At 40.7% G+C, this 13,676-nt stretch carries 13 protein-coding genes; all 13 read left to right on the top strand.

The window, feature by feature from the left end; genetic code table 11:
* Nucleotide 1: 1 nt before the first annotated feature.
* The 13 genes from ES896_RS18655 to asd all read left to right on the top strand — a co-directional run bounded on the left by ES896_RS18655 (nucleotide 2) and on the right by asd (nucleotide 13,661).
* Complete coding sequence (locus ES896_RS18655; protein ID WP_135227164.1) at nucleotides 2-853, top strand: HAD hydrolase family protein; 852 nt, start codon at nucleotides 2-4, stop codon at nucleotides 851-853.
* Nucleotides 854-1,990, top strand: coding sequence for an aminoacyl--tRNA ligase-related protein (locus tag ES896_RS18650; RefSeq protein WP_135227163.1), 1,137 nt, complete (start codon nucleotides 854-856; stop codon nucleotides 1,988-1,990). It begins immediately after the preceding gene.
* Nucleotides 1,977-3,107, top strand: a complete 1,131-nt coding sequence (locus ES896_RS18645; protein ID WP_135227162.1) for a nucleotidyltransferase family protein — start codon at nucleotides 1,977-1,979, stop codon at nucleotides 3,105-3,107. The genes ES896_RS18650 and ES896_RS18645 overlap by 14 nt, the downstream gene beginning before the upstream one ends.
* Nucleotides 3,108-3,111: 4 nt before the next feature.
* Nucleotides 3,112-4,368 (top strand): ATP-grasp domain-containing protein, encoded by a 1,257-nt coding sequence (locus tag ES896_RS18640; RefSeq protein WP_135227161.1) that lies wholly within the window; start codon nucleotides 3,112-3,114, stop codon nucleotides 4,366-4,368.
* Nucleotides 4,355-5,665: a type III PLP-dependent enzyme domain-containing protein gene (locus tag ES896_RS18635; protein ID WP_053069925.1), complete on the top strand. Its 1,311-nt coding sequence runs from the start codon at nucleotides 4,355-4,357 to the stop codon at nucleotides 5,663-5,665. Before ES896_RS18640 ends, ES896_RS18635 begins: the two co-directional genes overlap by 14 nt.
* The gene (locus ES896_RS18630; RefSeq protein ID WP_048001540.1) at nucleotides 5,631-6,824 is read left to right on the top strand and encodes an acyl-CoA dehydrogenase family protein; all 1,194 of its coding nucleotides are present in this window, start codon (nucleotides 5,631-5,633) and stop codon (nucleotides 6,822-6,824) included. Before ES896_RS18635 ends, ES896_RS18630 begins: the two co-directional genes overlap by 35 nt.
* A gap of 25 nt (nucleotides 6,825-6,849) precedes the next feature.
* Nucleotides 6,850-7,845, top strand: a complete 996-nt coding sequence (locus ES896_RS18625; protein ID WP_135227160.1) for a hypothetical protein — start codon at nucleotides 6,850-6,852, stop codon at nucleotides 7,843-7,845.
* Complete coding sequence (locus ES896_RS18620; RefSeq protein WP_041507274.1) at nucleotides 7,814-8,368, top strand: hypothetical protein; 555 nt, start codon at nucleotides 7,814-7,816, stop codon at nucleotides 8,366-8,368. The genes ES896_RS18625 and ES896_RS18620 overlap by 32 nt, the downstream gene beginning before the upstream one ends.
* Before the next feature lie 18 nt (nucleotides 8,369-8,386).
* Nucleotides 8,387-10,348 carry an asparagine synthase (glutamine-hydrolyzing) gene (gene asnB, locus ES896_RS18615; protein ID WP_167764462.1) on the top strand — a complete coding sequence of 654 codons (1,962 nt, stop codon included), beginning with the start codon at nucleotides 8,387-8,389 and terminating at the stop codon, nucleotides 10,346-10,348.
* A 61-nt stretch (nucleotides 10,349-10,409) separates the two neighbouring features.
* Nucleotides 10,410-10,682 carry a YlmC/YmxH family sporulation protein gene (locus tag ES896_RS18610; protein WP_008344726.1) on the top strand — a complete coding sequence of 91 codons (273 nt, stop codon included), beginning with the start codon at nucleotides 10,410-10,412 and terminating at the stop codon, nucleotides 10,680-10,682.
* Nucleotides 10,683-11,009: 327 nt separating this feature from the next.
* On the top strand, nucleotides 11,010-11,912 hold the full coding sequence (dpaA, locus tag ES896_RS18605) for a dipicolinic acid synthetase subunit A (RefSeq protein ID WP_017359065.1): 903 nt from the start codon (nucleotides 11,010-11,012) through the stop codon (nucleotides 11,910-11,912).
* Complete coding sequence (gene dpaB, locus ES896_RS18600; protein WP_017367267.1) at nucleotides 11,909-12,502, top strand: dipicolinate synthase subunit B; 594 nt, start codon at nucleotides 11,909-11,911, stop codon at nucleotides 12,500-12,502. Before dpaA ends, dpaB begins: the two co-directional genes overlap by 4 nt.
* A 139-nt stretch (nucleotides 12,503-12,641) precedes the next feature.
* Nucleotides 12,642-13,661, top strand: coding sequence for an aspartate-semialdehyde dehydrogenase (asd, locus tag ES896_RS18595; protein WP_041090413.1), 1,020 nt, complete (start codon nucleotides 12,642-12,644; stop codon nucleotides 13,659-13,661).
* Nucleotides 13,662-13,676: the final 15 nt, after the last annotated feature.

Genomic DNA, 13,676 nt, shown 5'->3' with positions numbered 1-13,676 from the left:
AGTGGAAGCGGAACTCAATCTTCGCAAGATCAAATTTGCCGCTTTTGACTTGGATGGAACATTAATTGATGACAGAGGCGAGCTTATTGGTGATGTCCATGGCGCAGTGAACATGCTGCGCCAAAGAGGCATTATACCCATTATTGTGACAGGAAGAACCTATGATTCTTTCTTCTCTCTGGATTTAGATCGATCTCTACTCGCCTTATTTCATCATGATGTTTTGCTGAATGATGGGAATGTCATTTGTCATCATGAAAAGAAAACATTTGAGGTGAAGCAGTATGTAGATGCAGCTTTATGCCAACAGATCATCACATCACTTGATGGAAAAGCTGAATTTGTCATGGAATCTCATGGAAAGCACGTGGCATCAAGTAAAAGCGCTAAGTTGAAATACTGCATGCTATACACCTTTCCACGAGAAAAAATAGAGGTTGGTCACAAGAAAGAATTTAGCTTTGACCATGTAACTAAACTATTTATTTTACCAAAAGAAAAAGTGGATCTTGCTCAACAATTAAAAAATTGTCATTGCGACGTAGCAGATGCCCAGTTTTTAAATGCTCAAGTCATATCTCCAAAAGGGATTTGTAAGGCAGACATGCTTGAGCACCATTTATTCGATTGTTTTGGAGAAAGAGATTTAGATCGTGTGATTGCCTTTGGAAATGGTCATAATGACAGGCTGATGCTGAAGAAGGCCAAGTGGGGGCTAGCCGTTCAAGATAGTCATCCGTCGGCGATTGAGTTAAGTGATGTTCATTTACAGGAGCCTATTTCTGATTATCTATTTAAAGTTTTACAATCATTTGAAACGCCGCACGTTATCAATGAAAAGGGAGGTATTTAGTTGAGGACCCTTCAACTGCCTTTACCAGAAGCATTAGAAGATACAATGATATCGGATTTTATGGAAAGAGTTTCATTTCTATCTGCTCATATTGTGCACGTGGCTCTTAACGAAGAGGAATCTATGATTGAAGTAACCGTAGATAAAATGGGAGACAAAGAGGCAATATCAACTGCGTTTTCGAATCTATCGTCAAATATCGCACAGCTGCGGAGATTTCGTGAAAAAGAAATAAAATCAAATATTTATTTATCTAGTGAGCCTGTTCATTCAAAACTAAGCGAGGAAGATCAGAAAAGAACCTTCTATGATGAAGTTGAATTGGAACTATCAAACTACTTTGATGAATTATTTTTAAATATAGGGATTTCACTTGGAGCGAAAGTAAGGCGATATCCTTCGACGATCAGTAAAGATTTAATGGAAAAATGTAAGTATCATACGAATTTTCCGCAAAATATTTATTCTGTTTTTGAGATCCCTCATGATTATCAAATCATTGATGATATTCGAGAAAAGCATCGTGGTTTTCAGCCTGAACACTTCCAGCAGGCAGGCCGTTTTTTACAGCCGTGTATTTGTTATCACTGCTATGAGGAATGGGAAGGGAAGACGTATACAGACAATCAAATGATGACAGCAACGGGGCAATGTTTTAGACATGAAATCTCTTGGAAAGTGGACCCTCTCAGGAAAATAGAATTTAGTATGCGCGAAATTGTCTTTATTGGTCATCAAGAATTTATCAATGAAACGAGAAAAACACTCCTTGAAAACACATGGGAATGCTTTAATCAACTTGGTCTAAGTGGAAAGGTCACGACCGCAAATGACCCTTTTTTCTTTTATGATGATATGGATAAAGCGAATTATCAATTAATGGCTAATAGCAAATATGAATTAGTCGCTGTGACAGAAAAGAAAGACGTTTCGATCGCTTCTTTTAATGACTGCGGAGAGATGCTTTGCGAAAGGTTCCATATTAGCGGAGAAGATGGTATGCCGCTTTATTCAGGTTGTGCGGCATTTGGGATCGATCGTTGGGTTCAAGTGTTTTTACAAACATACGGTCGAAATCGAAAGGATTGGCCGAAAGACATGCTTCATTTAAAGGAGGAGCGCTATGTTGCAAAGTAATCTGACTCAAGAAGAACATACAGCTCTCACTTTATCCACTCCTTTTTTAAAAGCCAGTCAAATTGAAGAGATGCAGGAGCTTTTGTATAAGCAGCAAGACTGGAATGTCATTCTCGGAATGCTGCATGTTCACCGGACAGCAGGAATTGCGTGGAAGAATATTAAACGTTATGCCATTCATTTAAGAAAAGAGTTTAAAGCGACTTATTTTTTAAAGTCACTAGAGATTATGTATAAGGGTCAATTAGAAACGGCTCGAGACAATATCAAGTTCAATGATCAGTTATTTCAAGCACTTGATCAAAAAGGAATTGAGTATGCCATTGTAAAAGGAAGTGTGATTGGCCAGTGGGCCTACGGTGATGTTGGGCTTCGCTTATTTGGGGACAACGATCTCTTTATCTCACAAGATCAGCTGCAAGAAACTGGACGCGTATTAAACGAATTAGGCTATATTCAAGGTTCTTGGAACTATGAAACGGAGACAGTCACACCTGCCAAACGCAAAGACATCCTTTACCTCATCATGAACTCACATCAAACCTACACCTATATGAAACCTACACCAGATTGCCGCTTTATTGATTGTCATAAAATTGATGTTCAGTTTTCAGTTGATCTCATGACAGGGAACCGAACGGATTCAATCGTCAAAGAAATGCTGTCTAGACGAATTCAAACGTCTGTTGATCAGCACGATGTATGTTCTTTAAAAGAAGAGGATATGCTTCTTTTCCTATGTATTCATTTTTATAAAGAAGCGATTTATTTAAATGAAGTGGAGTCAATGAAAGACTTACTGCTTTATAAACTGCTAGATATATATGGCATGTTTATGAAGGAAGACCTACTCGATGTGGATTTGTTTGTCCGCCAGACGAAAGAGTATGGCTTTGAAAAGATGGTCTATTTTGCTTTTCATTATGTGAATGAGGTCTTTCCTCAAACGATTCCTGAACTTGTCATGAACGCACTTCAGCCTGAATCGCTTACTTATTTATCCGAAGTGCTGGATGCAAATGATGTCGTTCATACTTGGAATCAACCAATTCGCAAACGATTCTTTCATATTAATCGATCTTTAGATATTAACAAGCATTCTGTGCATAAGGAGTAGTGTCATGAAAGATCCGGCATCGCTATTTGATTTTAAGGGAAGAAATGACGTGATTTGGTATGGGAATATGAATCAAGAACAAAGCTGGGATCAAACAAGAGCTTTACCAGTCATGACAGATCATGTTCAAAATGAACTGGTTCTTCAGCAAGAACAACAACTGCTTTTGATTGCATCTAAAGAGCATCATGTCATCTTGCATCATCAGCCTGATAAAGCTTTTTTAGCCTATTTGGAAAATCAAGGTGTCCAGCTTCCGCATATGACTCAACTAGACCAAGCATTTAAATTAAATGGACTGATTGTACCGTATCTTTTAGATGAATCCCTTGAAAAAGAAGCATTGATTGAAAAAAGAACGATATACGGCTCAAATGCTACACTCGTAAAGCGGTTCAATCATAAGATTTCTACTAGAAGATGGGCAGAAGAACATCTGTTTAACGTCACATGCGGCGCTATCTGTCATCATGCTGACGAATTAAAACAGACGTATGAAGAATTAAAGGCGAAGAATTTCTCCAAAATGGTTCTGAAAATACCTTATGGATCATCTGGGAAGGGGCTGCGTATTTTAAAAAGTGACCGAGAATTTATGCAGCTGCTGACCTTTATTGAAAGAAGGAATATCGAAACGGATTTGCTCTTAGAGGGATGGCATCCGATTAAACGGTCCTTAAATGCCCAATTGCTCATTCAAGAGAAGGGGTCACACTTACTCTCCATTACAGAGCAGAAAATTAATGAGGACGGCATTTACTTAGGGACGGATTTTGCGCCTGTGTATGAATTGGACAAAAAACGTGAATACGAAGCAAGCATGCATAGAATCATAGAGCTTCTTTATGATGAAGGGTATCGTGGTGTGGTTGGTGTCGATTCAATTATTGATGAAAATGAACAGCTCATACCGATCATTGAAATAAATGCCCGGTTCACACAGGTCACTTATTTACTCCCACTGATTTGTCGTTTTTTTTCAACCTACGAATATATCGAAAGCCGCTTTAAAAGATTCTCATGCTGCGCTGACCTGCCATTTGAAGATGTCTTAACGGAGGTAACAGAAGCACTTAATCCGGGAGAAGATGGCGGGTTCTTTATTTATACTTTTGGTAAGACGAGATCTGATGATACGTGGCACTATCGATTGTTTATCTTGTTTTACCATATGAAGAAGGACAAGCAGATTCATATGCTGACAATGTTTGATGAGATGGAATTTTCATCAGAAAGGAGGAGGAGATGTGCTGGAAAATGACTTTACGCTCTTAGAGAAAGCGAATCGTTATGGGACGCCGATGTATGTATACGATGGAGATGCATTGAAAGAGCACTATGAGCACATTACATCATGGCTCCATCAAACAGCTGAGGTGTTCTTTTCATTTAAGTCCAATGGAAATGTCTCGATTGCATCATTGTTACGGTCTTTTGGAGCTGGTATAGAAGTGGCTTCTGAAGGAGAGCTTTTCATGGCGATAAAAGCAGGTTATTCACCGCAGCAAATCATTTTTTCTGGACCGGGTAAGCAGAAGGAAGAGATTGATACCGCTGTTCAGCATGAGATCTATTGTATTATCGCCGAATCTAAGGAAGAACTCACCTACATCGCTGAGTCTGCAAAACGTCAAGACAAGCAGGCATCAGTAGGCATTCGGATCAATCCAGAATCAATTGAGTCACGAGCCAAAATAAAAATGGGCGGAGTTCCAAGTCCATTTGGAATAGATGAATCTAAACTGAATGATGTATTTGATCTGTTTCAGAAGTATGATCATTCGCTGCTATTTAAAGGTATCCATATGTATCTGGGAACTCAAGTTCTTGATGAAACATCGCTTTTATCATCGTTTGAATACACACTTAACACAGCTGTTCGAATCAAGAATGAATATGGACGAACATGCCAGATGGTTGATTTAGGTGGCGGTTTTGGCATTCCGTATTTTCAGCATGAAACCCCGCTTCATGCTGAAAGGCTATTTCAACACGTAGCGGATTTGATTAGATCATATGAAACAGAGCTTGAATTTCCGAGATTTATTATAGAAATGGGGAGATTTCTTTTAGCAGAATGTGGTGTTTATTTAACAACCATACAATATGTAAAAGAATCAAAAGGGCAGCCGTTTTTAATAGCAGATGGCGGGATGCATCATCATCAAGCGATGACGTTTAGAGGCAGACTGCTCCGCAATAATTACCCTATGCGGCTCATTAAACATTCCAGCAACACCGCAGACGTAGTGAAACAATCAATTGTTGGTCCGCTTTGTACACCAGAAGACTTAATTGGCAGGCAGGTGGAGCTTCCGCAAGGGGAAGTAGGAGATCTTCTTTGTATTGAGAAATCTGGTGCATATGGACTGAGCTACAGCCCTACCTTATTTTTAGGTCATTCTTCTCCTCTTGAGCTACTGTTGTTTGAGGGGAACGATTATGTTGTGCGAGATAGAGGGACACCGGAAGATCTCTTATTGAAACAAAATAGATCACTCTTTAGACAAAGGAGGGGTGAAGATGAAACTGACAGAGCTTCGACAAGAAACGATTGATCGTCTCATTCACCAATTTTCAGAAAGAGCAGGGCAGCTGGATGCCGAATCTCGGTTCCCGCATCAGAATCTAGACGAGCTGATTGATTGTGGATTACATGTCGCCAATATGCCGAAACAAGACGGAGGTCTTGGATATGGATTTGAAGAAACGATCACCTTGTTGTCACACATATCTAAAGGGTGTGCGTCAACTGGCCTCATTATGGCGATGCATTACTATTCGCTCGGCGCATTTTCTGAAGTGCTGACAAGTGAGCAGCAGGCTTCGGTATTTGACGATATTCGGCATTCAGGAGAGTTCATCGCTTCTGTCAGTGACCCGAATGTGATTTTTATTTATCAGCGAAAGCAAATGGAGGGAATTCCAACCATCACCGCCGAAAAAACAGATGGCGGATATCTTGTGAGTGGAACTAAGTTTACTGTGACAGGTGCACCGCGCATTAAATATTTGCCAATCTATTGTGAGTATGCCCCGTCGTCATGCACATCTCAATATGGAATGACGGCGCTCTTAATGACATTACCGAGTGAAGGTGCTGAGGTGGAGGAATCGTGGAATTATTCGGGAATGAGAGCATCGATGAGTCATCACATTCATTTTGATCAAGTGTTTATACCCGATCATCAGCTCATCGGGCGGGAAGGCTACGCAATAGAAGATACTGAACATTTAATCTATTGGTTTCGTTTAGCTGTTACCGCTGTTTATTACGGGATTGCAAAGGCAGCATATGAACATGCCCTCGGTATGGCATATAAAAGGAATGATCGAATTTCTAAGAAGAAATCAGCCTTTTTACCAGGTCAACAATTTCGTATTGCAGATATGAAAATGAAATTAGATGTTGCACATTCTCAGCTCATGGCCTGTGCCCAGCAAGCAGATCGAGAAAAGCAACAAACTCATTACTCGAGTGAGTTGTATACGAAGACGCTGATTACTAAACACTTTGTGACGCAGGCGGCAGAAGAAATCGTGGAGCTGGCTTCTCAGGTCGAGGGTTTTTCTTCATTACAGCAAGGATCTTTGCTCGAGCGCTTAAGCCGAGATGTGAAAGCGGCAAAATTTCATCCGCCTTCAAAAGATGTATTAAAAGAAGTGATTGCGAAAAAAGAGCTGGGCATTATCCCGTTAAAAAATCGCTGGGTATGATGGCGTAAAAAAGGAGGAGACATATGTGGCTACTGCAGCACCTATTTACCGAAACAATTATTTAAACTGTTCTCAATTAACGATTGCAGCCATGCTTCTTAGAAAAGGAATTCAAATCGACAGGATTTGGAGGCAAGCGGGTCTTGTTTATAGATCTCAAGACCAAGGATTTGTTTTGATCGGTTCCTTTAAACACTTTCGTGAAGATATTCTGCATCATAATGGCATTCATTTAGAAGAAATTTTTTACACCGAAGAGGAATTAGACCTCTATATGAATCGGGTATTTAAACAGCATCCAAAGAGAGGCACTGTGTCTGTTTCTTTAGATATATTTGAATTACCGTACTGTCCATTTTTTGAAAGAGAACACGGATATCATACATTGGAAGTACTTGAGGTGAATGATGATCATGTAGTGATCAGTGACCATGCTTATTCTTATCATGGCACATTGAGTAAAGATCATTTGATGAAAGCCGCACGCTCTGTCTACGAACATACGCCTCGAACCGAAAATCGATATAAATGGATCAAACAGGTTGATCTTGAGAAAGAACCGGATGTAATGAAAGTTTTAAAAGAGCATGTTGCCATATTAGAAGGTGCACCGCCACATTTTGAATTGCCTGGAGCTGTCACAGGTCTTGACGCAATTTCAGTCATTCAAAGAGATTATATTGATAGTATTAAAGGTGATGAAAATGGTAATTTATTAGACAATGTTTATTTTGAAGGACTAAAGGATGTCGCCAACTCCAGAAAACATATGGTGACATTTTTATCATCATATGAAAATGAGCATTTACAACCCCTTATTCAAGCATTTGAAGATGCTTATCAAAGCTGGACAGTGCTTGCTAATTTTACAGCTAGAGTCGGCCTCAGCAAAAATCCTCGCAGTATGATTGAAAGGACGTCGAATCGGTTTCAAAAAACATTAGAAGTGGAGACAAGCCTTCTCACGCAACTAAAAGAGGTGATTCAAAATGAAAACCTATCAACCCCTCACTCTTCATGATTATGTCAATAACAGAGGCATCACATATCAAAATGAATATGAAAAAGGCCAATTAACCATTGGTGGGGCTTCTTTGCCGGCTGAGTTGGTCATGAACGTGAAGGACTCTTTGGTCGAAGGCATTCCTTTTCAGTTCATTTATCAAGATCAAGGAGACAATATTGAATTAGAGGGTCAGTCTATTCAACTTCAGGCAGTTGAAGCAGAAGCGCTCCATGTCGTAGGTTGTTCATCTAATGGTAATCTCTATGAAAAGATGACATTATTACGAGAGGGGACCGTTGTCTTGGAGTCTCGTCTTTCATTAACCGATGTGATTGAACGTGAACCTGCATTTGATGATCGATTGGCTTATGCATTTGATTATATTCATACGGTAGCCGGCATCAATCATCATTTAACATCAAACCTATGGATTGATTCGCTTTCCTTCTCGCAAAAAATCGTTTTTGATGAAATCCGCTTTCAAGATAATCCATTTATGCATATTTTCGCAATGACGATCCAGCAGTCAGATCATTGATGGAAGGGGGCCATGTCTATGTGCGGTATTGCAGGTTATTGTCATTTTAACAAAGCACCAATTGATCCACACATCTTACTGAAGATGAAAAACGCACTTAGTGTGCGTGGACCTGATGATAGTGGTGTATATCAAGACGACTCAGTTGGTTTGGTTCATACGCGGCTTTCCATTATCGATATTCAATCTGGGCCGCAGCCAATAACAAATGAAGATGAGTCTATTTGTGTGATTTTAAATGGCGAGATTTATAATTTCCAAGAACTAAGAGAGGACTTATGGAATAAAGGCCATACGTTTCGTACGCTGACAGATACAGAAGTACTTGTTCATGGCTATGAAGAATACGGGATTTCTTTTATTGAGCAATTAAATGGAATGTTTGCAGCTGCGATTTGGGATCAAAAGAAGAAAGAATTCTTTTTATTTAGAGACCGGTCTGGGATTAAACCGCTTTATGTTTCAGAATGTAGAGGAGGGCTTATTTTCGGATCGGAAATGAAGGCTCTTCTTCAGCATCCAGATATACAAGTTGCCATTCAGCCTGAGGCTGTCCTTAGTTATTTATCCTTCCGTTATGCGATCGGTGAGCAAACTTTCTTTCAAGGAATTCAAACATTACCCCCAGGTGTCATCTTGAAAATAGATGAAACAGGAATGACAAAAGAGGCCTATTGGCAATATCCTTTCCCATCTGATGGAATTGACAGGGGAGAACGTTATTATCAAAAGGGATTGTTTGAATTACTTCAAGATAGTGTGCAAAAACAAATGATGTCTGATGTACCTGTAGGAGCTTTTTTGAGTGGAGGAGTGGATTCGACTTCGATTGTTGCTTTGATGTCCAAATATGCGAACGAGAATATTCACTGTTTTTCGACCAGCTTTGAAGAGGAAGGTTTTTCTGAAGAAAGCTATGCCAAGCTCGCAGCAGAACAATACAACGTCAAGCTTCACTCGCATCGAATGAGTGAAGAAGAATACTTTCAATTATTGCCAGAAGTTGTGAAACGAAGAGATCATCCTCTTTCCATTCCTCATGAGGTCGCTTTTTACCATATGTCACGTGAAGCAAAAAAGCATGTAACGGTTGTTTTGTGTGGTGAAGGAGCGGACGAATTGTTTGCAGGGTATGGTCGTGTATTTAGGAGTCCTTCAGATTGGCGTAAAATTTTATGGCTTCAAAAAAACCGAAAGCTGTCATCCATCCTTTCAAAGGTATTATTTGAACCGTCCTTTCAGCAGCAGGTGCATCAATTTATCCATCTTGATGGGGAAATGGAACATTATAAAAAAAGATATGCTTGGTTTACTGATAGCGAAAAAGAGCAGCTCTTAGGTCAGCACGCGCATTCAATTGATTCTGCTGATTTGCACATGAATCAATTGATCGCCCATTGCTTTAAAGAAATGGAAGGGGCGTCGTATGAAAACAAACTGCTCTATTTATTTCAACAAATCCATTTACCCAACTTGTTAGACCGGCTTGATATGATGACGATGTCACACGGACTAGAAGCACGTGTACCGTTTCTTGATCATCGCATCATCCAATTTGTCAATGATATGCCTTTCAAGTACAAACTTCCTTATAAAGGGCTACCTAGCAAAGTGCAAGCATTTTTCCAATCGAGCCTTAAAACAAGTGAGGTCCAAGATATTCCGAAATATATGTTGAAAAAGACAATGGAGCAAACGGTGGATAAGCGTATATTATATAGAAGAAAAATGGGTTTTCCTGTTCCGGTGTATCATTGGATGAACAAAAGAATGGGAGAAATTGAAGAGAAACTTCTTGATCAACAAAGCTTTGCAACACAATTATTTCAAAAGGAGCCGCTAGAACAATTTTTGCGACATCATTCGAATCAGAAGAAGAAAAATGGAGCGGACCAAAAAGTGTGGATGCTTTACAACTTGGAATTATGGCATGATCACTATATCAAAGGGGCGCGTCTTCCGCTCCAAACTAGTCATTAAGAGGCCCGGTCTATTCACCTTGCCTGCTGCATATATGATATGGAAGGGGAGTGATGCGATTTTGAGGCTGAGTGAGCTGTCAGGAAAAGAGATCGTCGATATTAAAAGAGCGGAGCGGCTTGGCGTGCTTGGACAAACCGACCTTGAAATAAATGAACAGGACGGTCAAATTACAGCACTCATCATACCTTCCGTCAAATGGTTTGGCTTTCGAAAACAAGGAAATGACATCCGCGTTCCGTGGAATCACATTCAAAAAATAGGTTCAGATATGATCATTCTCGATGTGCCTGAAGAACTTCAGCCGCACGGAGAAAAAGAGCACCCATCATAAAAGGGTGCTCTCAGCGTGTAGACAAACCCTCGCATTCTTTATCAGTCCTGCGTGCTGGTGCTCACGAATGTCAAATTCTCTCCGCACCAGTACTCGTCCTTCCTAGGGCTGCAAAAGTTTTCTATCACGCTGAAAAGAAAAAAAGAGCTAAAATAAGGAGCATTTTAGCCCTTTGTCCATGATTTGAAAGAGCACCCACTATAAATGGGTGCTCTTTTTCTTTTCTCTCCCCGATTTGTTCACAGGCTGAATCCTCTCCTCATATGCTGAAAGGGAGATTCGGAAAATATTACAGACTTTTTTAAATAAAGAAGGTGAACGGTCAGTATGTTGAGCGGTTTAACGGTTGCGGTGATCGGGGGAGATGCTAGGCAGCTTGAAATCATTCGCAAGCTGTCACAGCAGCATGCCAAAGTGTTTTTGGTCGGTTTTGATCAGCTGGATCATGGATTTATTGGTGCTGAAAAGCTGAAAATGTCAGAGCTTCCATTTGAGCAGGTAGACAGTATGATCCTTCCGGTATCAGGTGCTACAGACGAAGGGGTCGTTGCCACCGTTTTTTCAAATGAGAAGGTCGTGCTAGAAGCTAAATATTTAGAAAGAACCCCTGCACATTGTACCTTGTACTCAGGTATTTCTAATATGTACTTAGACAATATGGCAAAGCAGGTGAACCGGAAGCTTGTGAAGCTGTTTGAGCGAGATGATATTGCCATATATAACTCTATTCCAACAGTTGAAGGGATTATCATGATGGCCATTCAGCAAACGGATTATACGATTCATGGGTCACATGTCGCTGTTCTCGGGCTTGGTAGAACAGGGCTCACCATTGCCCGCACATTTCGGGCGCTAGGTGCGGAAGTGAAAGTTGGTGCTGCGGATACAGCCCATTTAGCGCGAGCCTTTGAGATGGGACTTGATCCATTTTCAATGGACCGTTTAAAAGATGAAGTAACGGATGTCGACATCATCATCAATACGATTCCAAGCTTAGTATTAGATTCATCTGTCATCGTCAGCATGACACCAAAGACACTCATTTTGGATATCGCCTCCCGCCCAGGTGGAACAGACTTTGACTTTGCACAAAAGCATGGAGTGAAGGCGCTTCTTGCACCAGGACTTCCAGGAATTGTGGCACCAAAGACAGCCGGGCAGATCATTGCAAAAGTGCTTTCTGGGCTCTTATGTGAACTTGCGGAGGAAAAAAGGGGGATGGAATCATGACAACACTAAAAGGGAAAAGAATCGGCTTTGGTTTAACAGGTTCCCACTGCACGTACGAAGCCGTTTTTCCGCAAATCGAATCACTCGTGAAAGAAGGGGCAGAAGTGCGTCCTGTCGTGTCGTATACGGTGCAAAATACAAATACGAGATTCGGAGAAGGAGCGGACTGGATTGAGCGGATTGAGAAGCTGACAGGATTTCAAGCGATTGACTCAATCGTCAAAGCAGAGCCACTCGGGCCTAAACTTCCACTTGATTGTATGGTCATTGCGCCTTTAACAGGCAATTCAATGGCGAAATTTGCAAATGCACTGACAGACAGTCCAGTCTTAATGGCTGCTAAGGCGACCATTCGTAATCACCGCCCTGTCGTTTTAGGCATTTCCACCAATGATGCATTAGGTTTAAATGGTACAAATCTCATGAGACTCATGTCGACAAAGAACATTTTCTTTATTCCATTCGGCCAAGATGATCCATTCAAAAAACCGACTTCCATGGTAGCGCATATGGATCTACTGACGAAAACAGTAGAAGAGGCGCTCGAGCATAGACAAATTCAGCCCATTTTAATTGGATCAAACGAATAATAGATTCACTAGAAAATCATGAAAGATTCAAAAAAGGTACTTCAAGCCTTGCTTTTCTATGGTAAAATAAAATGTAAAAAGTCATAGGATGGCCATCCGAAAGAAAAGAATCATGGATGGGTCGGAAGGAGTTTTACTGATGGGAAGAGGATTGCATGTAGCTGTAGTTGGAGCGACTGGAGCTGTCGGTCAACAAATGTTAAAAACACTAGCTGACAGAGATTTTGAAATGGATACACTTACTCTACTATCCTCAAAACGTTCTGCTGGAACAAAAGTGACATTCAGAGGTCAAGAGTATACCGTTCAAGAAGCAACACCTGAAAGCTTTGAAGGGGTCAATATTGCACTATTCAGTGCGGGAGGAAATGTTTCCAAAGCGCTAGCTCCTGAAGCAGTCAAACGAGGTGCAATTGTTGTCGATAATACAAGTGCTTTTCGTATGGACGAAAATACCCCTCTTGTCGTACCAGAGGTAAACGAAAAAGATTTGCATGACCATCAAGGGATCATTGCAAACCCTAACTGTTCAACGATTCAAATGGTGGCGGCGCTAGAACCGCTTCGTCAAGCGTATGGCATGAAAAAAGTCATTGTGTCTACTTACCAAGCAGTATCAGGTGCAGGACATGAAGCCATTGACGAACTGTACAGCCAGTCGCAAGCCATTTTAAATAAAGAAGATGTGAAACCAGAAGTCATGCCTTATCAAATTGCCTTTAATGCGATTCCGCAAATTGATAAATTCCAAGACAATGGCTATACATTTGAAGAAATGAAAATGATCAATGAAACGAAAAAAATCATGCACTTGCCAGAGCTGGAAGTAGCGGCAACATGTGTGAGACTACCAATTGAAACGGGTCATTCAGAATCAGTTTACGTTGAACTGGAATCAAATGACGCAACGGTTGATGACATCAAGTCCATCCTAAAAGATGCACCAGGCATCACATTACAAGATGATCCGTCTCAGCAAATTTATCCAATGCCTGCAGATGCTGTTGGTAAAAACGACGTATTTGTCGGCCGCATTCGGAAGGATTTGGATCGTCCAAATGGCTTCCATATGTGGATTGTATCTGATAACCTGCTAAAAGGCGCTGCATGGAACTCCGTTCAAATTGCAGAAAGCTTACGAGCATTAAAATTAGTTTAACATTCAATGGATGAT

The organism is Bacillus sp. 005/A4HT-01/001 (genome assembly GCF_004634445.1).
In the GTDB taxonomy this organism is placed as follows: domain Bacteria; phylum Bacillota; class Bacilli; order Bacillales; family Bacillaceae; genus Bacillus; species Bacillus altitudinis.
Note: the sequence above shows the minus strand (reverse complement) of the source record. Positions and strands in the feature narration are given on the sequence as shown.